This is a genomic window from Yoonia sp. MH D7 (genome assembly GCF_054439475.1).
In genome coordinates this window covers 1,851,238-1,877,676 of record NZ_JBTJCF010000001.1, presented here as the reverse complement: position 1 = coordinate 1,877,676, position 26,439 = coordinate 1,851,238, and the positions used below count along the sequence as shown (strand labels likewise).

The 26,439-nt window shown below is 57.3% G+C and carries 19 protein-coding genes; 12 read left to right on the top strand and 7 right to left on the bottom strand.

What is annotated here, in order from left to right; all coding sequences use genetic code 11:
* Position 1: 1 nt before the first annotated feature.
* Positions 2-973: an oligopeptide/dipeptide ABC transporter ATP-binding protein gene (locus ACXLHR_RS09150; protein ID WP_458791153.1), complete on the top strand. Its 972-nt coding sequence runs from the start codon at positions 2-4 to the stop codon at positions 971-973.
* Positions 973-1,983, top strand: a complete 1,011-nt coding sequence (locus tag ACXLHR_RS09145; RefSeq protein ID WP_458791152.1) for an oligopeptide/dipeptide ABC transporter ATP-binding protein — start codon at positions 973-975, stop codon at positions 1,981-1,983. The genes ACXLHR_RS09150 and ACXLHR_RS09145 overlap by 1 nt, the downstream gene beginning before the upstream one ends.
* On the opposite strand, the gene ACXLHR_RS09140 is transcribed toward ACXLHR_RS09145, so the two are convergent.
* The 3 genes from ACXLHR_RS09140 to truA form a co-directional block, all read right to left on the bottom strand.
* Positions 1,980-6,233 (bottom strand): translocation/assembly module TamB domain-containing protein, encoded by a 4,254-nt coding sequence (locus ACXLHR_RS09140; RefSeq protein WP_458791151.1) that lies wholly within the window; start codon positions 6,231-6,233, stop codon positions 1,980-1,982. The two genes, ACXLHR_RS09145 and ACXLHR_RS09140, sit on opposite strands and share 4 nt — an antisense overlap.
* Complete coding sequence (locus ACXLHR_RS09135) at positions 6,230-8,023, bottom strand: autotransporter assembly complex protein TamA (RefSeq protein WP_458791150.1); 1,794 nt, start codon at positions 8,021-8,023, stop codon at positions 6,230-6,232. Before ACXLHR_RS09135 ends, ACXLHR_RS09140 begins: the two co-directional genes overlap by 4 nt.
* 240 nt (positions 8,024-8,263) lie before the next feature.
* Positions 8,264-9,028: a tRNA pseudouridine(38-40) synthase TruA gene (gene truA / locus ACXLHR_RS09130; protein WP_458791149.1), complete on the bottom strand. Its 765-nt coding sequence runs from the start codon at positions 9,026-9,028 to the stop codon at positions 8,264-8,266.
* A 99-nt stretch (positions 9,029-9,127) separates the two neighbouring features.
* Here truA and ACXLHR_RS09125 point away from each other — a divergent pair, with 99 nt between their 5' ends.
* Positions 9,128-10,540, top strand: a complete 1,413-nt coding sequence (locus tag ACXLHR_RS09125; protein ID WP_458791148.1) for a YcjX family GTP-binding protein — start codon at positions 9,128-9,130, stop codon at positions 10,538-10,540.
* A complete protein-coding gene (locus ACXLHR_RS09120) occupies positions 10,537-11,520 on the top strand; it encodes a YcjF family protein (protein WP_458791147.1) in 984 nt (327 codons plus the stop codon). Before ACXLHR_RS09125 ends, ACXLHR_RS09120 begins: the two co-directional genes overlap by 4 nt.
* Here the strand turns inward: ACXLHR_RS09120 and ACXLHR_RS09115 are convergent.
* Complete coding sequence (locus ACXLHR_RS09115) at positions 11,517-12,503, bottom strand: DUF2125 domain-containing protein (RefSeq protein ID WP_458791146.1); 987 nt, start codon at positions 12,501-12,503, stop codon at positions 11,517-11,519. The two genes, ACXLHR_RS09120 and ACXLHR_RS09115, sit on opposite strands and share 4 nt — an antisense overlap.
* A gap of 64 nt (positions 12,504-12,567) precedes the next feature.
* Here ACXLHR_RS09115 and ACXLHR_RS09110 point away from each other — a divergent pair, with 64 nt between their 5' ends.
* The 3 genes from ACXLHR_RS09110 (at position 12,568) to ACXLHR_RS09100 (ending at position 16,447) form a co-directional block, all read left to right on the top strand.
* Positions 12,568-13,101, top strand: a complete 534-nt coding sequence (locus ACXLHR_RS09110; protein ID WP_458791145.1) for a gamma-glutamylcyclotransferase — start codon at positions 12,568-12,570, stop codon at positions 13,099-13,101.
* 129 nt (positions 13,102-13,230) lie between these two features.
* Positions 13,231-14,340 carry a biopolymer transporter ExbB gene (locus ACXLHR_RS09105; RefSeq protein WP_458792514.1) on the top strand — a complete coding sequence of 370 codons (1,110 nt, stop codon included), beginning with the start codon at positions 13,231-13,233 and terminating at the stop codon, positions 14,338-14,340.
* Positions 14,330-16,447: a peptidoglycan -binding protein gene (locus tag ACXLHR_RS09100; protein WP_458791144.1), complete on the top strand. Its 2,118-nt coding sequence runs from the start codon at positions 14,330-14,332 to the stop codon at positions 16,445-16,447. The genes ACXLHR_RS09105 and ACXLHR_RS09100 overlap by 11 nt, the downstream gene beginning before the upstream one ends.
* On the opposite strand, the gene ACXLHR_RS09095 is transcribed toward ACXLHR_RS09100, so the two are convergent.
* From ACXLHR_RS09095 to gloB, 3 genes are all read right to left on the bottom strand, one after another.
* A complete protein-coding gene (locus tag ACXLHR_RS09095; RefSeq protein WP_458791143.1) occupies positions 16,444-17,403 on the bottom strand; it encodes a M23 family metallopeptidase in 960 nt (319 codons plus the stop codon). The genes ACXLHR_RS09100 and ACXLHR_RS09095 overlap by 4 nt on opposite strands.
* A complete protein-coding gene (clpA, locus tag ACXLHR_RS09090; protein ID WP_458791142.1) occupies positions 17,403-19,724 on the bottom strand; it encodes an ATP-dependent Clp protease ATP-binding subunit ClpA in 2,322 nt (773 codons plus the stop codon). Before clpA ends, ACXLHR_RS09095 begins: the two co-directional genes overlap by 1 nt.
* 142 nt (positions 19,725-19,866) lie before the next feature.
* The gene (gene gloB / locus ACXLHR_RS09085) at positions 19,867-20,634 is read right to left on the bottom strand and encodes a hydroxyacylglutathione hydrolase (RefSeq protein ID WP_458791141.1); all 768 of its coding nucleotides are present in this window, start codon (positions 20,632-20,634) and stop codon (positions 19,867-19,869) included.
* 61 nt (positions 20,635-20,695) lie between these two features.
* On the opposite strand from gloB, the gene ACXLHR_RS09080 reads away from it, so the two are divergent.
* The 5 genes from ACXLHR_RS09080 (at position 20,696) to atpD (ending at position 26,439) form a co-directional block, all read left to right on the top strand.
* Positions 20,696-21,454, top strand: a complete 759-nt coding sequence (locus tag ACXLHR_RS09080) for a methyltransferase domain-containing protein (RefSeq protein ID WP_458792513.1) — start codon at positions 20,696-20,698, stop codon at positions 21,452-21,454.
* A 537-nt stretch (positions 21,455-21,991) separates the two neighbouring features.
* The gene (locus tag ACXLHR_RS09075; RefSeq protein ID WP_458791140.1) at positions 21,992-22,558 is read left to right on the top strand and encodes a F0F1 ATP synthase subunit delta; all 567 of its coding nucleotides are present in this window, start codon (positions 21,992-21,994) and stop codon (positions 22,556-22,558) included.
* A gap of 1 nt (position 22,559) precedes the next feature.
* Positions 22,560-24,095 (top strand): F0F1 ATP synthase subunit alpha, encoded by a 1,536-nt coding sequence (atpA, locus tag ACXLHR_RS09070; RefSeq protein ID WP_458791139.1) that lies wholly within the window; start codon positions 22,560-22,562, stop codon positions 24,093-24,095.
* A 31-nt stretch (positions 24,096-24,126) separates the two neighbouring features.
* Positions 24,127-24,999 (top strand): F0F1 ATP synthase subunit gamma, encoded by an 873-nt coding sequence (locus ACXLHR_RS09065; protein ID WP_458791138.1) that lies wholly within the window; start codon positions 24,127-24,129, stop codon positions 24,997-24,999.
* A gap of 15 nt (positions 25,000-25,014) precedes the next feature.
* Positions 25,015-26,439, top strand: a complete 1,425-nt coding sequence (atpD, locus tag ACXLHR_RS09060) for a F0F1 ATP synthase subunit beta (protein WP_458791137.1) — start codon at positions 25,015-25,017, stop codon at positions 26,437-26,439.

Here is a 26,439-nt window from a genome sequence, read left to right as displayed (position 1 = left end):
TATGAGCCTTCTCGAAATCGACAACCTGAAAGTCACTTTCAAAACCGGCGACGGCGACGTGAATGCCGTCAACGGATTATCCTTGAATATCGACGCCGGTGAAACACTTGCGATTGTCGGCGAAAGCGGCTCTGGCAAAAGCCAAACTGCCTTTGCCACAATGGGCCTTTTGGCGCGCAATGGCGCGGCCACAGGCTCGGTCAAATTCGATGGCAAGGAACTCTTGGGCCTCTCACCCAAACAACTCAACAAAGTCCGTAGCCAACAAATCGGCATGATCTTCCAAGATCCGATGACCTCTCTGAACCCCTATTTGCGCATCAGCGACCAAATGGCCGAAGTCCTGACCCTGCATAAAGGCATGTCGAAAAAACAGGCCGTGGCCGAGTCCGTGCGTATGCTAGACGCCGTGCGTATTCCCGACGCCGCCAACCGCATCCGCTCGTTTCCGCATGAATTTTCAGGGGGCATGCGCCAACGGATCATGATCGCAATGTCACTGCTCTGCCGTCCCAAACTTCTGATTGCTGACGAGCCGACAACAGCCCTAGACGTGACCGTACAAGCCCAAATCATGCAGGTACTGTCCGACATCCGCACCGATTTTGGCACCGCCATCATCCTGATCACCCACGATCTCGGCGTTGTTGCGGGTTTCTGCGACCGGACCCTTGTGATGTACGGCGGCCAGATCATGGAAGAAGGCACCACCGAGGAAGTTTTCGATACCCCGACCCACCCCTACACCCGTGGCCTGTTGCGCGCCGTGCCGCGCCTTGACCGCGACGATACATCACTCGCCACCATCGCAGGCGAGCCGCCCGACATGTCCAATCTGCCCGTCGGCTGCCCGTTCTCGCCGCGCTGCGCCCAAGTGATCCTTGATCGCTGCCCGTCCGTGCGCCCCCCCTTGGAAACCACTCCGGATGGCCGCCGCCGCGCCTGCCATCTGCCGATCTCGGAGGTCGCATAATGTCCACCATCCTGTCTGTGCGCGACCTCTCCGTCACTTTTGATGTGCGCAAACAAGGCGCTTGGCCTTGGACCCCCGCACAAAAACTGCACGCCGTGTCCAAAATGTCGTTCGACATTAATGCAGGCGAATGCCTCGGTGTTGTGGGCGAAAGCGGCTCGGGTAAATCCACCCTCGCGCGCGCCATCGTAGGCACCGTGCCATCGTCCAACGGGCAAATCCTGTTCGAGGGCGCGGACCTCGCCAATATGGACACCCGCGCGCGCCGCGTGCACCGCCGCGACGTGCAAATGATCTTCCAAGATCCGCTCGCCGCACTCAATCCCCGCATGACAGTAGGCGATATCATCGCCGAACCCTTGGTCACACATGAACCAAACACCCCGCGTAAAGAAGTCAAAGAACGGACAGCGGCCCTGATGGAACGGGTCGGGCTATTGCCCAATCTGGTTAACCGCTACCCGCACGAATTCTCGGGCGGTCAATGCCAACGCATAGGCATCGCGCGCGCCCTGATCCTCAAACCCAAACTACTGATCTGCGACGAACCGGTGTCCGCACTCGATGTCTCTGTGCAAGCCCAAGTCGTGAACCTGCTGATGGAACTGCAACGCGATCTTGGTCTCTCGATGATCTTCATCGCGCATGACCTCTCTGTCGTGAAACACATCAGTGACCGCATCATCGTGATGTATCTTGGCCGCCAGATGGAAGTCGCAAGTGCCGCCAAACTGACCACAGCCCCCGAACATCCCTACACTCAAGCGTTGATTTCATCCGTGCCGATCCCCGATCCGCAGCTTGAAAAAGCGCGCATCAGGCCAATCCTCGAAGGGGAACTGCCATCCCCCCTCGCACCACCGTCAGGGTGTGTTTTCCGCACCCGTTGCCCCAAGGTTCAGCCATCCTGTGCAGTGGAACGCCCGCCGATGATCGACCTCGGCGACCGCCATTTTGTCGCTTGCCCCTACCACGAGCCCGCACAGGTCATCCGCACAAAAGCAGGTTAATAATCACGCTCGAAGAAAATCCCGATACTGGTTTCGCCGTCCGCACCGACCGTGCCTTTGGCGGTAACTTCTTCGGTTACATCAAGGTTCAGGTTGATCTCGGTCGATCCGTCACTCGAGACGGTCACATCGGTATAGACGTTTTCCGACAGGTACTTACCGGCACTCACGGCGGCATTGCCCTCGTCATCCGTGGTGACGTCAAAATCATCAAGCCCGATGCCTGCGCGGAAATTATCGATCAACCCGCCGCCGCCACGACCTGCCAAGGTCCCAACCGCTGCGGCGAGTTGCACGGCCTGCAACGGGCTGATGCTTTCCAGATCCCGACCGAAAATCAATTGCGACAGCACCTCGTCTTGCGGCAATGACGGCACAGAAACAAAGCTCACCTCCGGCTCTGTCGCAGGGCCTTCAACAATGATGTCGATCTTGGTGCCTGTGCGCGCCTCGGTTGTCGCCACCAGCCGGATATAAGGCACAAAATCGCCCTGCATCGTGGCACTGCCTTCGGTTAACTCGAACCGCTGCTGCAAAATACTCAAACGGCCACGGACCAGTTCAAACAGCCCCGTTGGCACGATGTTTTGCGACGTGCCACCAATGCGCAAACTGCCGCCCAATTCAACATCCAAGCCACGTCCGCGAATGAAAATCCGCGATGGCGCATTGATCACAATATCCAACGGATAGGGGCGGGCGGTTGTGGTAGCGTTTGTCGACTGCGCGCCTGACACCGAAATTCCCGCGTTATTCAGCGTCTGTTGAACGGCATTCGGCGCACCGATATGGGTCACATTTGGCAAATCACCCAAAGATCCGACACCAGAAGATGGTACCGAAATATCGGTTTGCCCAAGGTCGATCGTTCCCGCCACTATAGCGCCACCCGTCAAAGGACCACGCATCGTAATCCCCCCCGACAGCGTGGTTTTGTAAAGCTCTGGATCCTTGATCACAACATCATTCAGCGCCAAAGACAGATCCGCTACATACTGCCCGCTCAACGAAACCGGTCCGGAAACTGCAATCCCACCGCCTGATTTTACGTCACCCATAATGTCCAGATTGGCATTGCCATCGCGCAGTGTGATGCCACCGGCAATGTTCTCTAAACCTTGGGCCAAGGTGGGTGCGGTCAATATAGCATTGCGCAAATCAACCCGCCCCGAGACAGAACTCAATGCCGCAGGCCCGTTGATTGAAAGGTCATAGGCCGCTGTCCCCGAAAGGCGGCGCGGCTCGATCAAGGTATTGGCAAGGCCAAGCGGCGCACTGCCCGATGTAGTTATATCCAGTTGCCCACCAGCCCCGATCCGGCCCGCCGCTTGCGCAGTAATACCACCCGGTCCTGTTGCACGCGCGTCAAGCCCCCAGCTCCCGTCGGCCGCCAGAGAGGCGGTGCCGGTCGCAGTCACAGGACCGGATAGTTGGTCCGTCAAAACGCCCACATCGCGCAACCGTGCTTCAAACGCACCACGGCCTGCACCCGCTTGCCCGCCCAAATCACCAGACAGGTTTAAATTGGCAGTCGACACCTCTAGCCCGTCAATGCGCAACGATCCCGCATCTAAAACCGCAGTACCGTTCAACCGACCATTCCCCGTAAGCAAGATATCAGCAATAGGATTGCCAACCGCGAGGTTCGTGGTCTGGGCCGAAATCTCTGCATCAAACGCCGATAAATCAGGTACGACACTGCCGGCAATCCGCGCAGAGATACCGCCCGACACCGGTTGTCCGATCAGGCTTTGATAGGTCGCGAGATTAGCCACACTTGCATTCAACGCACCTGTAAACTTCAATGCTGGATCGAATTTTCCCAATAACGACACATCGGTTTCCGGACCAGTCAACCGCATCGAGACATCACCGTTTTCGGTCTCGTCACGCGCGACGTTTACCACCGCTGTCACCGGACCGCGCAATCCCTGACCCAAGACTGCGGCATCGGTAATTTGCGCCGTCAGATCCAGCGCAGCCGCTCCCGATACACCGCCACGTCCGCTCGCTGTAATCGTGGTGGTATCTGTGCGCACATCTAGCGCATTCAAAATGAACTGGTCCAAACCGCTTCGCGTGATCTCTAAGGCAAGCACCCCGTCGCTGCGTAACAACGGATCAACCTGCTGCACACCGATCGCCAGATTGCGGGTCGTGCCATTCACTTTGGCTGTGAACCGTTGCGCATCACCAAGGATGACAGCCTCGACATCCAGCGCCACAGCTCCCGCCAGATCACGCGCCGCAAGAGTGGCATAGTTGCGAAGATCCGCAATCTGCGCATTGGCATCCAAACTGACCGTCTGCCCGTCGTCCGTCGGCGTGATCTCGGCCAAAATCGCCAGCACCGTATCCTTGGCGGTGCCGTCGACGTCAATGGTCGTGCTACCCGTCGCATCACGTGCTGCATTGCCACGCAGCGTTGCAGGACCGCTTAGCTTTGGATCAATCAGCGACAGTTCCGAGACGTTAAAATCAAACTGCGCCGAACTGTCCAGGCTGGTTAGATCGGCAGTCGCCGTCAGATCGGCAGTTCCGGTCGTGATATTAAACGCTTCCAACCTTGTGCCGTCAGTGTCGCGCACTGCCGCTGCCGAAATCGTCCCACGTCCGGTAAAAACTGCGTCCAGTTGAGGTACGCCAATCGCCAGATCATCCGTGGTGCCAGTCAAAATCACGTCAAATAAACCGTCCAACGGTGTGATCGCACTGGCAATCGCCAAAACACCCGAACCTGCAAGTTCACGTCCCGCAAGACTGGAAAACCGTTGCAACGCGTCAACGGTTAACAAGATATTACTTTGGGTGCGCAGTCCCTCTTTCGGACCTTCAATCGTCGCATCTGCAACAACCTCTAATCCCGGACCATTCAGCGTAAAGCTGGTAAGCTGCGTGGCGCTGCCCTCGGACCGCGCAGCCTGCACGACACCCGAAATACGATCCCCGAACGCCTGCGCCGCACCCGCATCGTCCAGCTCCAACCCGTTAACCTGATAGGTCAGATCCGCAGTCACTTCGCCGCGCGCATCACCCTCGCCCTGCACCAGAATACCGCCGCCAGACAACGCGATCTCGCTCATAAACAGACCAGGGCGGTCAAAGCCGTTGATCTCGAATGCAGTCGTCCAGTCGGTGGACACCGCCGCATCGTATTGCAAATCAATCGTCACATCATCGACATAGGTTTTTGGCCCCGAAAGCGGCAGCAATACCACCTCACCATCGCCGGATTTAATCTCGCCCGTCAGGTTCAAACGGGCAGGCCAGCCCTTTGAACCGATCTCGGCACTGCCCTGCAAATTCAAGGATTTCGCTTGCAGATTAAAGGTTTCCAACTGGATCTGCGCATCCGGAGACGTCAGCGCATCGACATTCAACTGCACCGCATCCCCAAAGAAATCCTGATATTCAGGCGCAAACAACGGCGTCACATCACCGCCAATATCCAGTTTGACACGCTGTCCGTCGGCTTCGGTGCGCAGCACAAATTCGCCCGTGATACGGTCCTGCCCATCTGTCGCTAGGGCGATGTTCGCGGCGTAATCAGACAGCGGCGCCGCACCTTCAATCAACAGCTTTGTCGAGGGACGACCGGGTAAATCCAGCAATGTCGCAGCAACCCCGCCAGGACCTTCTTCCAGACCCAACTTTAGCGACAGCGCACGGTCGGCATTGGTGAACGCGCCGTCAATTTCAAATAGACCCGTCTTGTCGCCCAGCCGCGTGGCCACAATATTCGCCACACCCTCGCCACCCGACAGCGCGGCACTGCCCGTCAGGCTCACGCGCAGTTCTTCGCCCAGAAATGTCTCGCCAAGGATGATTTCTTCGATATTCAACGCGTCCAGCGTGATACCAACAGGCAGCTCTGGCAGGCTAAACGGTTTTGCCTCCGCCGTGGGCAGCGCCGTTGCATCACCAATCGGCGCACGCGCAACGATAATTCGCGCGGCACTCAATTCACTTACATCGATCTGCCCGCGCAATAGCGCCGACCTGTTCCAGTCCAGAACCACATCTTCCAGCGTCAACCAGATACCATCCGCATCAGACACCGTCAGTGACTTGATCGACGCCGCAGAACTCAGCGCACCCTCGAACCCCACAATATTCACCGCGCGCGTATCGCCCGATAAATTGTCCTCGATCAGGGTCGTCAAATACCCCTTATCAACGTCCTCTTGGGACTGGGCCACAACGGACACCGGTGCAAGAACAAGTGCGGCTGAAAGAATATAATGCTTCAAAATGATTGCCCGATCCCGACATAGACTTCGACCTTTTCAGCGATGTCATCGCCACTCGCAGGGGTGCCGATATCCAACCGGATCGGCCCGATGCCCGTGTTATAGCGCGCACCGATCCCCGCACCCGCATGCCATTGCGCAGATCCGGCAAAGCCTGCATCAGCACCGATTTGTCCAAAGTCGTAAAACCCGACCACGCCGATTTTGTCGGTCACCGCATAACGGGCCTCTAGCTGCGCACCCGCATAGGACAGGCCACCGGTCTCGACAGTCACGCCGCCAACCGTGCGGGTAATGCCTAGCGAGTTATACGCCTGACCGCGCACCGAACCGCCGCCACCCGAATAAAACAGGTAGTCGGCAGGCGTCAAATCCAGATCGCCACCCAAAACCGTCCCCAAACGCCCCCGCGCAGCAATCGTGATTTTATCGTCTTCACCAAAACTGCGATACGCCCGGGCATCGGCATAAACACGGCCACCATAATCACCCGTTTCGATGTCGATATAAGGGGTCAGCTGCGCGTTGATATAATAACCGCTTTTCGCGTCGGTCGGTTCGTCACGGCGTTCCAATGTGGTCGAGAATGGCAGGGTAAATAGGGTATACTCGCGCGACCCCAGCGGTGTTTTCTCACGCGCGGCCAAAATCCCGATCCCCTGCGTGGCCGTCAAATCACGGCCGATCGGACGGGTCAGACCCACCTCAAAGGCGACTTTGTCTTGCAAATAATCAGGCTCGTCCTGACGGCTTAGCTCGGCACTTGCAAAGAAATCCGTCAGCGCCCCATAAACCGCAGGACGCTCGAAACGCGCACCCAGCCGGTAATCAACGCCACCAGTTTCACCGCCAATTCCGGAAATCTCGCTATCAACCCGAAACCGCTCCGCACCACTCATAAAGTTGCGATGCATCCAATATGATGACACTTTCAAGCCCTCAATCGACGACAGCTCTAACCCGAAACCAAAACGACGCGGCTTGCTTTCAACAACCTGCAATTCAATGGGCAACGTATCATTGGGTCCAATCGTATCGGACTCGACAGCGGCGACACTGTCAAATGCACCGGTCGCGCGCAAACGACGCTCGGCATCTTCTAGCGCTTGCGGATCATAAACTTCGCCCTCTGGAAGCCCTGCAATCTTACGAATGCGCGCCTCACGCACATCCACTTCGCCCGAAATTGTCAAAGTACCAAAGGTCAGACGCGGGCCGGGGGCAATGGCGACTGCCACATCCAAACGGCGTTCCGGATGCACCGCCGTGATCTGCTGGTCGCCCGCTGTGGCCTTGGCGTGACCGGTCTCGCGCCAGGCATCAACAGCGCGCGACACCGCTTGGGTAATCACTTGCGATTTGGCGGGCTGGCCCGTCGCAAAACGCTCTTCCAGTTCCGCCGTAGGCGGTACAGGCGCAAGCTCGGCACGCCCAAACGTAAACGCAGGTCCTGGATCAACACGCATCGCAACCGAATTGATACTGGCAGGTGCGTCAAGCGGCGCAATCTGCGAGGCCTCGCGCCCGTCAACCAGAATTGAAACCGTGCCGGAATAATGCCCCTGCGCATAAAGCGCGGTGATTAACCTGCGATAATCCGCACGCGCCGCCGCAACATAATCCTGCGTATCGGGCTCGTCTTCGGGTAGTAGTGACAGCGATAATGATGCACTTCGCAACGCATCTGTTATGGCTTCATCTTCGCCGATAACATCCAAGGTGACATCCTGTGTCAAACCCGCCGTCGGCAAGGCAATCAGCATCGCCAACAAGCTCATAGAATTGCGCACAGATGGCCCCCTTCATCGCGACTACAAGATACATACCTTTATATAGCGAAGATGGTTGCATATCTAGTGCCGACCGGATGACGTTTTTGTCGGCAGGTTACAGGTTTCCGCTTATATGACAGTTGAAACGCCTGAGGCCAAACGCGGTGTGGCCTGTGCCTCGGTCGTGCAAAACATGAAACACAGACCTCAGCCACGGACAGAACTCCGGCGGATAAAATAGATCTTCAGCCGTTCAACCTAAAACGGCGGCGCAGGATAGGTCACACCCGCCAGATACAGCCCCTGCGGCGGCGCAACAGGACCGCAGGCCGCGCGATTTTTCGCGGCCAACGCACGGGTCACATCGTCAGGCGACCACGCACCCGCACCAACCCGCTCCAAGGTGCCTACGAAACTGCGGACTTGATTGTGCAAAAACGACCGCGCCCGCACATGAAACCGATATTCGATCCCGCCATTCACAGTGGCCTGTGTAATATCAAGCGCATCCAGTGTTTTCACCGGCGTCAATGCCTGACACATGGTTGACCGGAACGTGGTGAAATCATGCAGCCCCAACAACCTGTCGGCACCCGCCTGCATCATCGCCAGATCAAGCGGATATTTGACCTGCCACATCTGCCCCCGCTCGAACGTCAACGGCGCGCGCCTGCTGAATACACGAAACACATAGCGGCGCTCCAAGGCATCAAACCGCGCATGCCACGCCTCATCGACCCGCACGCAGTTCACAATCGCCACCGGCGCAGGCTTCAAATGGAAATTCAGCGCCTCCGATAGCCGGAACGGATCCCAAGCCTGCACCAAATCACAATGGGCCACCTGACCGTAAGAATGCACCCCCGCATCCGTGCGACCGGCTGCCGCAATGGAATGCGGACCAGGCTCTAGTTTTGCCAGCGCAGCCTCAATCGCGCCCTGCACAGAGGGCTGATCAGGTTGACGCTGCCACCCCGCAAACGGACCACCGTCATATTCAACTAATAAGGCATATCTCGGCATAACCTCCGCTTAGGCGCAGGTGGGCGATAAATCAATCCCTACACAACCGCGCGCCTAACGCCTATCTTAATAAAAACCTCTCACATAAGGGTCGACCCATTGGTTATCTCCGCGATTGCAAATCAGATTTCACGCAGCGTTGATGCGGTCGCCGACACGATAACGGCCCCCTTTACGGACCCCGTGATCCGGCTCGGCGTCACTGGACTTAGCCGCGCAGGCAAAACCGTTTTCATCACCGCACTGGTCGCAAACCTGATGGATCGCGGCCGTATGCCACAATTTGCAGCCGCGCGCACTGGCGCCATTCGCACCGCCTACCTGCAACCGCAACCCGACGACACATTGCCGCGTTTCGACTACGAGACCTACCTTGGTAAACTGACAGGCCCCACCCCCAGCTGGCCCGAAGGCACCCGCCAAATCAGCGAGCTGCGCGTCTCGTTACGCGTGCAACCCACAGGTATGCTCGCAGGTCTGCAAAGAACACGCACCATCCATATCGACATCGTCGACTATCCCGGCGAATGGCTGCTCGACCTCGGCCTGCTCGACCTCAGATTCGAGGATTGGTCCGCCGCCGCGATCAAACGCGCCAAAGGCCGCCCCCTCGGCGACACCTTCCTTGCGGACCTGAACGCCATTGACCCAAACGCACCTCTAGACGAAGCCGCCGCAAAAAAACTAAGCGCCTCCTTTACCGCACACCTCAACGCATCGCGCGAAGCAGGCTTCTCCGATTGCACACCCGGACGGTTCCTGCTGCCCGGCGATCTCGCTGGCTCCCCTGTTCTGACCTTTGCTCCCTTGGGCGCGCACACCCGCGCACGCGGCACCTTAGGGCGCGAATTTTCCCGCCGCTTTGACAGCTACAAGCAAAAGGTTATCAAACCCTTCTTCCGCGACCACTTTTCCAAAATCGACCGTCAAGTGGTCCTCGTCGACGTGCTTAGCGCCATTCACGCAGGCCCGCCCGCGATTGAAGACCTGCGCAGCGCCATGGCCGCGATCCTCGGCGCCTTTCGCCCTGGCCGCAACGCCTTCCTCAAACGGATCTTCCAAGGACGGCGCGTCGAGAAAATCCTCTTCGCCGCCACCAAAGCCGATCACCTGCACCATAGCCAACACGCGCAACTCACCGCCATCACCGAAGCCCTGCTGCGCGACGCCAAAGACCGCGCCGATTTCGCAGGCGCACAGACCGCCGCGATGTCCATTGCCTCGCTACGCACCACGGTTGAACAAACCATCGACCACCGCGATGGTCCGCTTGACGTTGTGCGGGGCAGGCTGCTCGATACAGGCAAACAGGCGGCGTTCTACCCCGGAAAGCTACCCAATGATCCCGCACATCTGCTCGGCCCCGCACGGGCAGGCGACACCAAATGGCTCGATGCCGACTATAGCGTCATGCATTTCGCCCCCGCACCGCTCGACCTCAAACCGGGCGACGGCCCGCCCCACATCCGGCTCGACAAAGCCGCTGAGTTCCTGATCGGAGACCGGCTATGAAAACCCCAAATCGCGGTCCGGTCCTGATCGACCTCGACGATGACACCTTCATCAGCCCCGCCTCGGCCCCCGCCGTTCCCGACAGCCCGACCGCGATGCAACAGGTCGCCCAAATCGCCGCACGAAAACCCTCTCGCCTCGGCCGCTGGTTCTGGTCGCTACTTCTTGCACTCACCGGCTTTATCGTGTCGCTGGCCGCATGGGATTACGTCAATACACTGCTCGCACGGTCCCCGATATTGGGGGGGATCGCCACCGCGCTTATGGTCCTCTTCTGCATCGTCCTCGCCGTCATCGCGCTGCGCGAAATCGCGGCTTTTGCACGGTTACGCAGGCTCGACGATGTGCACAGTGCCGCCGCGCGCGCACTTATCGACAATGACCTGACCCAAGCCCGCAAGGTGATCCACAAGCTCGAAAAACTTTATGCAAAACGCGACGATACATCATGGGGACGCGCTCGGCTGGCCGAACAAATGGACGATATGCTCGACGCAGACGGGCTACTCGGCGTGGCCGAAACCACACTTCTGGCCCCCCTTGATGCGCGTGCCCTGCGCGAAGTCGAAGCCGCGACCAGACAAGTCGCCATGGTCACAGCGCTCGTGCCACTCGCCTTGGCAGACGTCTTTGCCGCCCTCACATCCAACCTGCGCATGATCCGGCGCATCGCCGAAATCTACGGTGGACGCTCTGGCACATTCGGAAGCTGGCGGCTCACGCGCACGGTCCTCACACACCTCGTGGCCACCGGCGCAGTCGCAGTTGGCGACGACCTGATCGGCTCGATTGCAGGCGGCGGGCTGATGTCAAAAGTCTCGCGGCGCTTTGGCGAAGGGGTGATCAATGGCGCACTCACCGCGCGGGTTGGCGTCGCCGCCCTTGAGGTATGCCGCCCGCTCCCGTTCCGCGCGATAAAACGCCCCTCCGTCACCGCGCTCGTGCAACGCTCCCTGACGGGGATGTTTTCAAAAAGTTAACGAAACCGCGGGGCAGGGCCGGCAGGGACAGGCCCGAGCAACATCATGCCATTCTGAAAACTCACCGGCAGCGAAATACTGTTGGATCCGCCTGCCAATATCGCACCCATGCTCATCAAGGTGCGCGACACACCCTGTTCGATCAGACCCGCATTAACCGCCATCTGCATCATCTCGCGCCAGTTTTGCACCTCCAGCTTAACCTCACCCGATGGCACACCGGCACTGTCGATGGTGATCGCGCCGCTGCCGCGCAACTGCAACGGCCCCCATGCAAGGGTCATCCCGTTCAACTTGATCATATCCAACAGGGGCAGCTGCATCGCCGCTAACGCATGACGGTCCAACGCGCGGTCTGTGACCACACTGGCATCAACGGTCATCTGGCTTAAAATTGCAGGATAATTCCCCGCAGGATCCAGCATATTTCGCAACGGCAACGGCAAAGCCAAATCAGCAATATCCGCAAAAACATCATAAGACCGCTCTGCCTCGGTCGGGCGTAGCGCCACCAATGCCTCTGACAGCGACAACACCGTGCCAGTCGCCCCCTCGATCGCCATATTTCCAACCTCGGCCGTAAAGCGGGTCAGGTTTAAATCGGTATTGGGGGCCACAGCCGCACTCGCGCGCAACCCTTCCGACGTCACCGATAATGGCACTCCATTTACCGTCACATCCTGACGGTCGGGCAGGGCGAGGATCACCTCGTTTGGCTTATACGACAGCGATAACGCCTGCACAAAAGGGGTCTGCCACGCCAACCCGCCACGCGGCGTTTTCACATCCAATGCCGTCACAGTGGTATCAAATCGCGACGGAAACCCCTGCGTGGACAGATCATCATAGTCAATCGTCCAGCCATTCACGCGCATCTGTGCGACCTGCGCATTCGCAGTGCGCTCAACCGCTGTGGCCCCGATGAACCAGTAGCCTCCGTAAATTGCGGCCAATGCCAGCACAAGAATGGTTAATCGGCGCATGGTTCCCCCTTGGCGTCACGTCTTAGCTAGTGTTTACAGGGCGCAGCAACAAAGGACCAGCATCATGGCACTATGGGTATTCGGATATGGATCACTTTTGTGGAATCCAGAGTTCGAGGCAGAAACGCAAACACGCGCGGTCCTGCACGATTACCACCGCAGCTTTTGCATGCTCTCGATCCACCACCGCGGAACCCAAGAAGAACCGGGCCTTGTTCTCGCCCTCGACGCAGTCAAAGGCGCCCAATGCACAGGGATCGCCTTCCAAGTAAAACCTGACGAGGAAACCGAGGTCCTGCAAGCCCTACGCGACCGCGAACTTATCTCTTCCGCTTACATCGAACACCATGTCCCGCTGGCCTTGGACGACGGCACAACCGTGCAAGCCTTGGCCTACGTCATTGACCCTGCCCATGTCCAATACTGCGCCTTCGATCTGGAAACCCAAGCCCAGATGATCGCACGTGCTGTCGGCGGGCGCGGTCCAAACCCCGAATACCTCTATAATACCGCCAGCCACCTCGACATGATGCAAATTCGCGACGACGACATGACATGGCTCGTGACCCGCGTTCAACAAATCACAGGGGAGAATTGATTTGGGATTTCCGCCCGTCTTCCCTATGCTCACACCAACAACAATGACGAGGACCCCTTTGTGGTAAAGTTAACAAAGGAAACCGAGGCAGAGCCGCAGTTTTCCCAACCCGTGCGCCAGATCATTTCGATGCTGGTCGTGCTTGGCATCGTGGGCGCTGTGTTCTACATCGGCTTTGCACAAATCGCCGCTATCTTCTGGTCGAATGCTTACCTGAACGGGTTGATCATGGGGGTGTTCATCCTCGGGATCCTGTCGTGCTTTGGCCAGGTTGCCCAGCTGATGCGCTCGGTGCAATGGATCGAAGGCTTCGCCAAACAACGTCTCGGCCATGAGATGACCCAAGCCCCGGGCCTGCTCGCCCCTCTTGCCACACTCCTGCGGTCGCGCGGTGCGAAAATGCAGCTGTCTTCATCGGCCGGACGCTCGATCCTCGACTCGGTCGCACAGCGCATCGACGAAGACCGCGAAATCACCCGCTATATCGGCAACACCCTGATTTTCCTTGGGCTTTTGGGCACATTCTACGGCCTCGCGACCACCGTGCCTGCCTTGGTTGAAACCATCCGCTCCCTCAACCCCGCTGACGGTGAAGACGGCGCCGATATTTTCAGCCGCCTCCAGCAAGGGCTCGAAAGCCAGCTTGGCGGCATGGGCACCGCTTTTTCATCCTCGCTTTTAGGCCTAGCAGGGTCGCTGGTCGTGGGCCTGCTCGAACTCTTCGCGTCGCACGGCCAAAATCGCTTCTACCGCGAACTCGAAGAATGGCTCTCGACCATCACGCGCCTCGGCTTTTCATCGGGCGAAGAACATACCGGTGAATCAGGGCTCATGGTCGAATTCATGGACCAAATGGCGCAGCAATTAGAGGCACAACAAACCCTCATCATGCGCTCGGAAGAAGAACGCAGCAACCTCGACGCCCGCCTCGCGACCCTTACCGCTGTGATGGAAAGATCGAGCGCCAGCAGCGCCAGTAGCGACACCAACGACCTGCTGATCCGCGTCGCCCAAGGACAGGAAAGACTGATCGAGAAACTCCGCGATAGCGGTGTCGACGGCATCGACGCAGAAAGCCGCATGCGGCTGCGCTCCATCGACGTGCAAATGCTGCGTATCCTCGAAGAAATGTCAGCTGGCCGTCAAGACACCATCGCCGATATCCGCGCCGGTATGGCGGAGCTTACCCGCGCCATGCGCACAGGGCGGGGTCGTCAGGCGGACACTGATGGCACTTAATCGACGATCTTCAGGGCGGTTCCAAAACGCCATCTGGCCCGGCTTCGTGGACGCGATGACGGGACTTTTGCTCGTTTTGATGTTCGTGCTGACGATCTTTATGGTGATCCAGTTTGTGCTGCGCGAAACAATCACAGGCCAAGCCTCCGAACTCGACGACCTCGCGACAGAAATCTCCAGCCTCGCCGCCGCCTTGGGCCTGCAAGAAGACGCGACAGCCACACTCGCGCAGAATCTCGCCAGCGCATCGGACGCCGCCGTACAACAACGCGACCTGATCGCATCCCTCACAATTGAACGTGATGCGACCGTTGCCGCCCTCGTCACCGCCGAAAACCAAATCACAGGGTTCGAGGCCCAAGTCGCAGGTTTGCTCGCGCAACGCACCGCGGCCACAGCGACAATCGCGACCCTAGAAGCGGATCAAACGCGCCTGATCTCCGAGCAAGAGGCGCTCAATCTCGCCCTCGCATCCGCCCGCTCGGAAATCGACGCCGGCGTTGAACAGGCGCGCCTCGCCGCCGCCCGCCGCGAAGCGTTAGAGGCCTTAGTCGCAGACGGCGAAACCAAAATATCAGAACTTGAAGCTACTAAACTGGTCGATGCCGCTGCCGCGCAAGCCCTGCGCGAGCGCTTAGAAAACGCAGATACCGAACTGACCGCAATGACGCTGACACTGGAAGAAAAACGCCGAGAAGCCGAAGACACCCTGACCCTGCTTGCCGCAGCCGAGGCCGCAAACGACGGGCTCGATATGCGATTGGCCGCCGCATTGCTTGCTCAACAGGACGCTCAAAACGACCTGACAACCGCGCTGACCCAAGGCTCCGATCTCGACGCACGCCTGCTTGCTGCGCTCAGCCTGCAAGAAACAACCGCATCCGAACTGGGTGACGCCCGCGCGCAACTCGACGCAGCAAACGCCAATATGGCCGATCTGACCACACAGTTAGCCGCAGCGCTAAGTGATGGCGCGCAAAGCGACGACGCCTTGCAAGCGGCCCGCACCGCCGTTGCCGAAGCATTGGAAAACAGCGCGATCACCGAACGCGAAATCCAGGCGCAACTTGCCGCAGCGCTACTCGCCAAACAGGCGCTAGAGGTCGAAGTGGCCGCAATCACGGCCTCAAACGACACTAGCCAAGACGCACAGCGCAGCTTGGAAGATCGCTTGGCAGCCGCCTTACTGGCCAATCAAGACCTGCAAGCACGGGTCAGCTCGCTCTCTGATGGTCAATCCGAGACCGCAAACGACCGCGCCGAATTGCGCGCGCAACTTGCGTCAGCACTGGCCGCAATGGCGGCCGCACAGGCCGAAACCGCCACTCAAATGACCGCACAAGAACGCGATGCCGCGCTGCTTGCCACCGCCAACGCGGCCCTGTCGCAAGAAAAAGCACTCTCCGCCGAAAGCCAGCGCCAAGCCGCACTTCTCAACCAACAAGTTGCGGAACTACGCAATCAGGTCGGCACCTTGCAAGCCTTACTCAATCTGGCCGAAGATGCAGACGTAGAGGCAGACGTGCAAATTCAAGCCCTCGGCGCACAACTCAATACAGCGCTCGCAAGGGTTGCTGCCGAAGAACGGCGCAGGCTGGCACTTGAACAAGCCGAACGCGCACGGTTGGAAATCGAAGCGCAAAATCTGGAGCGCTTCAAATCCGACTTTTTCGGGCAATTGCGCGATGTCCTCGAAGGACAAGACGGCGTGCGCATCGAGGGCGACCGCTTTGTCTTCTCGTCCGAAGTGCTGTTCGAAGCAGGCCGCGCCGAACTCTCTGAACTGGGGCGCGGTGAAATCGCAAACGTCGCGGGTATCCTGCGCAGCATCGCCGATGACATCCCGGCGGGCATCGACTGGGTTATTCGGGTCGACGGACACACCGACAACATTCCGCTATCCGGCACGGGCATCTACCGCAACAACTGGGAGCTCTCACAGGCGCGCGCTCTTTCGGTGGTGCTTTATATGATAGGCTCTCTGGGCATTTCCCCAGACCGCTTGGCGGCCAACGGCTTTGGGGAATACCAGCCACTTAACGACGCCAACACAGCCGATGCCCGCGCCCAAAACCGGCGCATCGAGCTTAAACTGACCGAGCGTTAATTAACCGTAAATGTCTTAGTGGCGCTATCCAACAGCAGTCCATCGCGCAAATGGTTCACAACAAGTGAATACGCACCGATGTTCCAACCACCCGCAGGCGTTTTCTTCCCGACAGCGCGGTAGGCCCGCGCCTGATTGCGGGTCATGGTTTGTGTGTTTTCGAACACCAACCCCTGCGGTCCCGTCATAACAATTTGTAAAACATCACCGTCGCGCGGCCCGAATAAATACGCCCAAGCAACCATCGCAGGCGCGTCCGCGCGCGCGCCGGTGTTGGCGGTGCCCGCGAGAACACTGTCAAATTCAGGCACCGCATCAGACAGCCCAACTGTGACAATCCCACCGGTCGGAGCAAGCATATCCGTGTCCCAAAGGGACGGGGTGCTGGTGTCAGGGCAGGCTTGCTGTCCGTCTGCGTCAAACGGATCAATGACGTTTCCGTTTTTACGGACCGCGATGTGCAGGTGCGGAAACTGCGTGTTTCCCGACAGACCAACCAATCCCAAAGCAGTCCCAGCAGTCACACTGTCGCCGGACGATACCAGAATAGTCCCCTGCGCCATATGACAATATTGGGTTTCGAACCCGTCTTCATGCTGGATGACGAGGCCGTTGCCGCATTCGCGGTCGGCAACATCGGGCGCGTCAGGAGCAACTTGCAAAAAGTCCAGCATGTCATCGCGAATGCCCGTCACTATCCCATCTGCTGCGGCGAGAACAGTCACACCTGCGGCTTGATCGGCGAGGGATAGTAAGGCAAAGTCGGTGCCTTTGTGACCATCATAGGTCAACATGCCACAAGTGGCGTCAGAGGTGCCACTGCTTGGGTCGTGGTCAACAAGGTTCTGAATAAAGCAACTGTCGCCGAGAGCGCAATCAAGTGGCAGGGTCAAAGAAAAATCCCCCGCCGCAGGTGATGCGGCGAGGGATAATAGAATAACTGCGTGACCGCGCATTACTCGGCTGTCAAAAGCGGCGGCTTGTTGCCGGATCCGCTGATGCGGGCCTGCTGGGGCTCCTCGAATTTGATGTCGAGTTTCCCGTTTTTCACGCCGACCTTTACCAAGCCGCCTTTGGTTAATTTGCCAAACAGCAACTCTTCTGCGAGCGGTTTTTTAATGTATTCCTGAATCACGCGGCCCAGAGGTCGTGCGCCCATTTTCGCGTCATAGCCTTTATCCGCTAGCCATTCGGTGGCCTTTGGTGTCAGCTCGATATGCACGTTGCGATCCAGCAATTGTGCTTCGAGTTGCAGCACAAATTTGTCGACTACCTGCATGATCACAGGTTTTGGCAAGGCGCCAAAACTGATGACGGCGTCCAGACGGTTGCGGAATTCCGGCGTGAATGTCTTTTCAATCGCGGCGGTGTCTTCACCTTCGCGGCCGTCGCGTCCAAAGCCCAAGGCGTTTTTCGACATTTCCGTGGCGCCCGCGTTGGTCGTCATGATCAGGATCACATTGCGGAAATCGGTGGTGCGCCCGTTGTGGTCGGTCAGTTTGCCGTGGTCCATGACCTGCAACAGAATGTTGTAGACGTCGGGGTGGGCTTTTTCCATTTCATCAAGCAGCAGAACACAGTGCGGGTTCTGGTCGACGCCGTCGGTCAGCATGCCGCCCTGATCAAAACCGACATACCCCGGAGGCGCGCCGATCAGCCGCGAAATCGCGTGCTTTTCCATATATTCGGACATGTCGAATCGTAAGAGTTCGACGCCAAGCGTGTCAGCCAATTGCTTGGCCACTTCGGTTTTACCCACACCTGTCGGCCCTGCGAACAGGTAGTTGCCGATCGGTTTTTCTGGCTCGCGCAGACCCGCGCGCGCCAGTTTGATCGCTGAAGCCAGAGTTTCGATGGCGGTATTCTGGCCGAAAACCACACGTTTGAGCGACTTTTCGAGGTCTTTGAGAACCTCGGTGTCGTCTTTGGTGACATTCTTGGCAGGGATACGCGCGATTTTTGCGACGACCGCTTCGATTTCTTTGACGCCGATGGTTTTGCGACGTTTGGATTCGGGCAGCAAATGTTGTGCAGCACCCGCCTCATCGATCACGTCGATTGCTTTGTCGGGCAATTTGCGGTCGTTGATATAGCGTGCGGCCAGTTCCACTGCCGTACGGATCGCGTCGGCGGTGTATTTGATGCCGTGGTGTTCTTCAAAGTGCGGTTTGAGGCCGCGCAGAATTTTGACCGCATCTTCAACCGAGGGTTCTTTCACGTCGATTTTTTGGAAACGGCGCGCCAAGGCGCGGTCTTTTTCAAAGTGTTGGCGGAACTCTTTATAAGTTGTAGAGCCCATGCAGCGCAGTTTGCCGCCCTGCAACGCAGGTTTCAGCAGGTTGGAGGCGTCCATGGCGCCGCCGGATGTAGCGCCTGCGCCGATGATGGTGTGGATTTCGTCGATGAACAGCACCGCGTCGGGGTGTACTTCCATTTCGGTCATCACGGCTTTCAGGCGTTCTTCAAAATCGCCACGGTAGCGGGTGCCAGCCAGAAGCGCGCCCATGTCGAGGCTGTAGATGGTGGCCTCGGACAGCACTTCGGGTGTTTCGCCGTTGATGATTTTGAAAGCAAGACCCTCGGCAATGGCGGTCTTGCCCACACCGGGATCACCCACCAAAAGCGGGTTGTTTTTGCGGCGGCGGCACAGCACTTGAATGCAGCGTTCTACTTCATGGGCGCGGCCAATGAGCGGATCAACGTCGCCTTTGGCGGCTTTTGCGTTCAGATCGACGCAGTATTTCGCAAGTGCGCTTTCTTTGACGTCGCCGTCAGTGTCACTAGCAGAATCGTCGTTCGGCACGCCGGTAACGGGCCGGTCTTCGCCAAATGCGGGGTCTTTTGCGACGCCGTGTGCGATGAAATTAACCGCGTCATAACGGGTCATTTCCTGTTCTTGCAGGAAGTAGGCGGCGTTGCTTTCGCGCTCTGCAAAGATGGCGACCAGCACGTTTGCGCCTGTCACTTCGGTGCGGCCCGAAGATTGCACATGGATGGCGGCGCGTTGGATCACCCGCTGGAACGCGGCTGTTGGCACGGCTTCGGAGCCTTCGATATCGGTGATCAGGGTCGACAGATCATCGTCGATGAAGTCAACGAGGTCTTTGCGCAGGTCGTCGAGATTGACAGCGCAGGCCTGCATGACGCGGGCTGCATCGGGTTCGTCGATCAGCGACAGCAGCAGATGCTCTAGCGTTGCGAGTTCATGCTTGCGCGCATTGGCAAGGGCCAAGGCACCGTGAATGGATTGTTCGAGTGTTGTCGAAAAAGATGGCACAGGCGTGCTCCTTCATAGTTCTGGGTCGGTGCAAACGCACAGCGTTTTTATCAACCGTGGCCTCTTAACCTTAAGGTTTGGTTTTCTTGCGTAACCTTCAAGGACTTTTTTGTGATTTGCGGTCACATTTTTCGTGAAGTGGTCAGAAATTGTCTTTGCGCTTGCGAATTTCGGTAAATACCTCGGCTGGGGTAGCGTCACTCATGCCGATATACGCCATAAGCTCGGGGTCGTCTGCACGCAAAAACGGGTTCGTGCGCAGTTCCAGGTCGAGGGCTGAGGGCACGGTCGGCAGATCTGCCGCGCGTGCCTTTTGAATGTCTGCGATACGAGAGATAAGGTCCGCGTTGTGTGGATCAAGGGTTTGCGCGAATTTTGCGTTGCTTTGGGTGTATTCGTGTCCCGAACAAATAATCGTATCCGCGGATAAGGTTTTGAGCTTTTGCAGGCTGGTCCACATTTGCGCGGGGGTGCCTTCGAACAGGCGACCGCAGCCAAGTGCCATCAGGCTGTCGCCGGTGAAGGCATATTTTGATTTGGTAAAGTTAAAGGCGATATGGCCGATGGTATGTCCCGAGACGTCGATGATTGTCAGGTCTTCGCCCAAGATGTTGACAGTGTCGCCTTCGGTGACTGCGTGGTCGAGCGGAGGCAGGCGGTGGGCGTCGGCCTGTGCGCCGATGATTTTGAGCTCTTCCCTGCGGTCCAGCCCGTCCAGCCCGTCGATATGATCCCAATGGTGGTGGGTCAGTAGCACGGTTGTGAGGGTCCAGCCGCCTTCCATTAACGCTATGTTAATCGGAGGAGCCTCTGGCACGTCGATGACGCAGGCCTCATGTGTGTCAGGGTTGCCCAGGATGAAGGCGTAGTTGTCTTTCAGGCAGGGCACGGTCGTAAGGATCAGAGGCATGACTTTTGCGTTCCTGTTTGTTATGTCTCGTCTAACCTTTCCCAAACGGGGCCTGACTGCAATGCACTTAGACGTACTTGATCTGCGCAATTTTTATTATCGTAGCGCCTTGGGGCGTGCTGCGCAGAAGGTTATTCGTGACGAGCTGACGCTGATCTGGCCCGAGGCCAAGGGACAGACGGTGGCGGGATTCGGGTTTGCTGTGCCTTTGTTGCGTCCGTATCTGAAAGATGCGCGGCGGGTGATCGGCTTGATGCCTGGACCGCAAGGTGTGATGCCATGGCCAGCCGGTCAGCCTAATATTAGCGTGCTGTGCGAAGAGAATTTCTGGCCGGTGCAGACGGGGCAGGTGGACAAGCTGGTTGTGATGCATGGGCTGGAGACATCCGAGAACCCCAATGCGGTGCTGGAAGAGTGCTGGCGGGTGTTGGGGCCGGGTGGCAAGGCGGTGTTTGTTGTACCCAACCGTGCGGGTCTTTGGTCGCGATCCGACAAGACGCCGTTCGGATTCGGGCGGCCTTATTCGCTGGGGCAGTTAGATACGCAGTTGCGTAGGCACGAGTTTGTGACCGAGCGGTCGCTATCGGTGTTGTTTCAGCCGCCCTCGCATCGCCGGATCTGGCGCAGGTCCGCGGGGATTCTGGAGCGGGTCGGGCACCATCTGCCGATTGTGGCGGCAGGCGGGGTGTTGATGGTCGAGGTCAGCAAGCAAGTGGCCGCGCCGACGCGCAGAGGCTTGACCGAGGCGGTCAGGCGGCCGTTGCGGGCGTTTGAGGGCATGACTGCGCCTGCGCCCGGACCTGCGCGGGACGAAGGGTAGCCTTGTGACGCGACGGTGATTGCGGTGGGGCCGCTTGTGGACAGATCGTCGCTCTCATTATTAGAATCGGGGTCTGGCGCGAGGTGCAAATCGTCCGTTTCGGTGGCATTTTGTTTTTCGGTCTGGAGCGCGCGCTAGACACTGGGCGTAAGGTGGCAGTGCCTATAATCGCTTTATCAAGGCGCTGAATCCTGAAGGCGTGAAATGTAGAATCGAGATGTTTAAAGGCAGAATTTTTGCTTGGTAGATTAAAAAACTGGGCATAACCTATTGTAAACCATTGTATCGGGACAGTTCTGTGACGAAACGCGAGGTTTCAAACCTCGGGCAGAAAGCGGCGCGGTGGCGCTCTGATTAAAAATAACTGCCAAAAGTCTGAGTGAGGGCGACAATTTGCCCCTTCAAGGCGGTTGCGAGGTGTCGAACGCTCTGCTACATCGACCTAGATTTTGCCGCCCTCGCGTAATTGTGAGGGCTTGCGTAAGCTGCCCGTCTTTGTGCCCGTTGGGGCATGGTTGGGCCCAAGACATCGGAAGGGTGGACGTGTCCGAACCAATAGGAATTTCCACAGGCATCGCCGCGCGCTATGCGACGGCTGTGTTTGATCTGGCGATCGACGGCAAAGCGCTACCTGCGCTTGAGAAGGATGTAGATGCACTCGAGGCCGCAATGGTCGAAAGCGCGGATCTGCAAACTTTGCTATCATCGCCACTCTATACTCGCGAACAGCAGGCCGCGGCGATTGCTGCGATTGCAAAAGCGATGAAACTGTCAAAATCAACAAGCAACGTGCTGGCGCTTATGGCGTCCAAGCGGCGTTTGTTTGTCTTGCCGCAGCTTTTGACGCAGCTTCGTGCGCGTATTGCGGACCATAAAGGCGAAGTGACCGCAGACGTGATCTCGGCCAAGGCGTTAAGCAAAGCCCAGACTGATAGCCTGGCAAAAACACTGAAGGCGCAAATTGGCGCTGATGTGAAAATTAATGCGACCGTTGATGAAAGCCTCATCGGCGGTTTAATCGTTAAAGTGGGCTCGAAGATGATCGATACGTCGATCAAATCCAAGCTCGATGCACTCCAGAACACAATGAAAGAGGTCGGATAACATGGCGATCCAAGCGTCTGAAATCTCTGCGATCCTGAAGGACCAGATCAAAAACTTCGGTAAAGAAGCCGAAGTCGCCGAGGTAGGCCGTGTGCTTTCCGTTGGTGACGGTATTGCGCGCGTTTACGGTTTGGACAATGTCCAAGCGGGTGAAATGGTTGAATTCCCAGGCGGCATCCGCGGCATGGCATTGAACCTAGAAGCGGATAACGTAGGTATCGTTATTTTCGGTTCCGACCGTGACATTAAAGAAGGTGACGTTGTTAAGCGCACCAACTCGATCGTGGACGTTCCTGTTGGGGATGAGCTGCTGGGTCGTGTTGTTGACGGTCTTGGCAATCCACTGGATGGCAAAGGTCCGATTGGCGCGACAAAGCGTGCCATTGCTGATAGTAAGGCTCCAGGCATTATTCCACGCAAGTCGGTTCACGAGCCAATGGCGACTGGTCTGAAATCTGTGGACAGCATGATCCCGGTTGGCCGTGGCCAGCGCGAATTGATCATTGGTGACCGTCAGACAGGTAAAACAGCGATCGCGCTTGATACGATCCTGAACCAGAAATCTTACAATGATGCAGCCACAACAGAGGGCGAAAAGCTTTACTGTGTGTATGTAGCTATTGGCCAAAAGCGTTCTACTGTTGCGCAGTTGGTTAAGAAACTCGAAGAGTCCGGCGCGATTGAGTATTCAATCGTTGTTGCTGCGACCGCGTCCGATCCAGCACCGATGCAGTTCCTTGCACCATATGCTGCGACTGCGATGGCCGAGCATTTCCGTGACAATGGCCGCCATGCGCTGATCATCTATGATGACCTTTCCAAGCAGGCTGTGTCCTACCGTCAGATGTCGCTTTTGCTCCGTCGTCCACCAGGGCGTGAAGCTTACCCAGGTGACGTTTTCTATCTTCACTCGCGCCTGCTAGAGCGCTCTGCGAAGTTGAACGAAGACAATGGTTCCGGTTCTTTGACAGCGCTGCCAATCATTGAAACACAGGGCGGCGACGTTTCTGCGTTTATTCCGACAAACGTGATTTCGATCACTGATGGTCAGATCTTCTTGGAAACTGAATTGTTCTTCCAAGGTATCCGTCCTGCTGTGAACACAGGTCTGTCCGTTTCGCGTGTTGGCTCTGCCGCACAAACAAACGCGATGAAATCTGTGGCTGGTCCGGTTAAACTCGAGCTTGCTCAGTACCGCGAAATGGCTGCATTTGCGCAATTCGGGTCTGATCTTGATGCCTCCACACAGCAGTTGCTGAACCGTGGTGCGCGTTTGACAGAGCTGATGAAGCAACCACAGTATTCGCCACTGTCGAACGCCGAGATCGTTTGCGTCATCTATGCAGGCACCAAAGGGTATCTGGACAAGATCGCTGTGAAAGACGTTGGTCGTTTTGAAGCTGGTTTGCTCAAGCACCTGCGTACCAATGGTAAAGACGTGCTTGATATGATCACCAAGGAAGATCCAAAGATCAAAGGTGAGGCAGAAGACAAGATCAAGGCCGCTATCGACGCGTTCGCCAAAGATTTCGCCTGAACCCCTTGCCTTAGAGAAGGAGACTTAGCTTATGCCTAGTCTTAAGGACCTTAAAACACGGATCGCGTCGGTCAAATCGACCCGCAAGATCACCAAGGCGATGCAGATGGTCGCGGCCGCAAAATTGCGCCGCGCCCAAGAGGCAGCCGAGGCGTCACGTCCCTACACCGAGCGCTTTAATGCGGTCATGGGGGGGCTTGCGTCCGGTGCTGCTGGATCTGCGTCTGCGCCCAAGTTGTTGTCAGGCACGGGCAGCGATCAGACCCACCTTTTGGTGGTGATGACGGCTGAACGGGGTCTGTGCGGCGGCTTTAACGGCAATATCGCAAAGCTGGCGCGCACCCATGCGCAAAAATTGCTGGCCCGAGGCAAGACTGTGAAAATCATCACTGTCGGCAAAAAAGGCCGCGACGTGATCAAGCGTGATCTTAGCACGCATTTTGTCGGTCATGTAGACTTGTCCGCCGCCAAGCGGATCAGCTACGCGAACGCACAGGGGATCGCCAAAGACGTACTGGCAAAGTTTGACGCAGGCGATTTCGACGTCGCCACAATATTCTTTGCCCGCTTTGAAAACGTCGTGACCCAGCACCCGACCGCCTTGCAGATCATTCCTGCAAAGTTCGAAGCTGTCGAGGGCGCAGAAGCGTCTTTGTATGACTACGAACCGTCAGAAGAGGCCGTTTTGGCTGATCTTTTGCCGCGCGGTGTGGCGACGCAGATCTTTGCGGCATTGCTGGAAAACGCGGCGTCCGAGCAGGGCGCACGGATGTCGGCAATGGACAACGCAACACGCAACGCTGGTGACATGATCGATCAGCTGACAATCGAGTTTAACCGCTCGCGTCAGGCGAAGATCACCAACGAGCTGATTGAAATTATTTCGGGTGCGGAAGCGCTCTAAACGGAGAAAACACTTATGGCAAACGCTAAAGGCAAGATCATTCAGGTCATCGGCGCCGTTGTTGACGTGCAGTTCGGGAACGACCTGCCACAGATTTTGAACGCGCTGACAACCGACAATAACGGCAAGATGCTGACGCTCGAAGTCGCGCAGCACCTTGGTGAAAACACTGTACGTTGCATCGCGATGGACGCAACCGAAGGTCTGGTACGCGGTCAGGATGTGACAGACACGGGCCTGACAATTCAGGTCCCCGTTGGTGACGCGACCCTTGGTCGTATCATGAACGTTGTTGGTGATCCGGTTGACGAAAAAGGCCCGATCAACACAACAGAGCGTCGCTCTATTCACGCCGAAGCCCCACCATTCGAAGAGCAGTCGACTGCCTCCGTGGTGCTGGTCACAGGCATCAAGGTTATCGACCTTTTGGCGCCATACGCCAAGGGTGGTAAAATTGGTCTGTTTGGTGGTGCGGGTGTTGGTAAAACAGTTCTTATTCAAGAGCTTATCAACAACATCGCGAAAGTTCACTCTGGTTACTCCGTATTTGCGGGCGTAGGCGAGCGGACACGTGAAGGGAACGACCTTTACTACGAATTCATCGAATCCGGCGTTATCAACGCAGAAGACCTGACCAAGTCCAAAGTTGCGCTGGTTTACGGTCAGATGAACGAGCCTCCAGGTGCGCGTATGCGTGTTGCTTTGTCCGGTTTGACAATGGCGGAATCGTTCCGTGACCAGTCCGGTACAGACGTTTTGTTCTTTGTGGACAACATCTTCCGCTTTACACAGGCTGGTTCCGAGGTGTCCGCACTTTTGGGTCGTATCCCGTCTGCTGTGGGCTACCAGCCAACATTGGCGACAGACATGGGCCAGATGCAGGAACGCATTACATCGACTAAGAACGGCTCGATTACATCCGTTCAGGCGATTTATGTGCCTGCCGATGACTTGACCGACCCTGCGCCTGCAACGTCGTTTGCTCACTTGGATGCGACCACGGTTCTGAACCGTGCGATCTCCGAGAAGGGTATTTACCCTGCGGTTGACCCGCTCGATTCCACATCGCGTCTGCTTGACCCAGCGATTGTTGGCGAAGAGCACTATGCGGTTGCAAACGATGTTCAGCAGACGTTGCAGCGCTACAAATCGCTTCAGGATATCATCGCGATTTTGGGCATGGACGAATTGTCGGAAGACGACAAATTGACTGTGACACGCGCACGTAAAATTGAAAAGTTCTTGTCGCAGCCGTTTGACGTGGCGCAGGTCTTCACGGGCTCTCCTGGTGTTCAGGTTGCTTTGGAAGACACAATCGCGTCGTTCAAAGCGGTTGTTGCTGGCGAATACGATCACCTGCCAGAAAACGCCTTCTACATGGTTGGCGGTATCGACCAAGTGATTGCCAAGGCAGAAAAAATGGCGGCAGCTGCCGCGTAA

What these genes read in the sequence shown, in the direction of transcription:
- ACXLHR_RS09110 (WP_458791145.1), top strand. Translation starts at nt 12,568, where the DNA reads ATGGCACTATGGGTATTCGGATATGGATCACTTTTGTGGAATCCAGAG.
- truA (WP_458791149.1), bottom strand. Translation starts at nt 9,028, where the DNA reads ATGCCGAGATATGCCTTATTAGTTGAATATGACGGTGGTCCGTTTGCG.
- ACXLHR_RS09100 (WP_458791144.1), top strand. Translation starts at nt 14,330, where the DNA reads ATGGCACTTAATCGACGATCTTCAGGGCGGTTCCAAAACGCCATCTGG.
- ACXLHR_RS09145 (WP_458791152.1), top strand. Translation starts at nt 973, where the DNA reads ATGTCCACCATCCTGTCTGTGCGCGACCTCTCCGTCACTTTTGATGTG.
- ACXLHR_RS09065 (WP_458791138.1), top strand. Translation starts at nt 24,127, where the DNA reads ATGCCTAGTCTTAAGGACCTTAAAACACGGATCGCGTCGGTCAAATCG.
- gloB (WP_458791141.1), bottom strand. Translation starts at nt 20,634, where the DNA reads ATGCCTCTGATCCTTACGACCGTGCCCTGCCTGAAAGACAACTACGCC.
- ACXLHR_RS09150 (WP_458791153.1), top strand. Translation starts at nt 2, where the DNA reads ATGAGCCTTCTCGAAATCGACAACCTGAAAGTCACTTTCAAAACCGGC.
- ACXLHR_RS09080 (WP_458792513.1), top strand. Translation starts at nt 20,696, where the DNA reads ATGCACTTAGACGTACTTGATCTGCGCAATTTTTATTATCGTAGCGCC.
- ACXLHR_RS09120 (WP_458791147.1), top strand. Translation starts at nt 10,537, where the DNA reads ATGAAAACCCCAAATCGCGGTCCGGTCCTGATCGACCTCGACGATGAC.
- atpD (WP_458791137.1), top strand. Translation starts at nt 25,015, where the DNA reads ATGGCAAACGCTAAAGGCAAGATCATTCAGGTCATCGGCGCCGTTGTT.
- ACXLHR_RS09095 (WP_458791143.1), bottom strand. Translation starts at nt 17,403, where the DNA reads ATGCGCGGTCACGCAGTTATTCTATTATCCCTCGCCGCATCACCTGCG.
- atpA (WP_458791139.1), top strand. Translation starts at nt 22,560, where the DNA reads ATGGCGATCCAAGCGTCTGAAATCTCTGCGATCCTGAAGGACCAGATC.
- ACXLHR_RS09105 (WP_458792514.1), top strand. Translation starts at nt 13,231, where the DNA reads ATGCTGGTCGTGCTTGGCATCGTGGGCGCTGTGTTCTACATCGGCTTT.
- ACXLHR_RS09115 (WP_458791146.1), bottom strand. Translation starts at nt 12,503, where the DNA reads ATGCGCCGATTAACCATTCTTGTGCTGGCATTGGCCGCAATTTACGGA.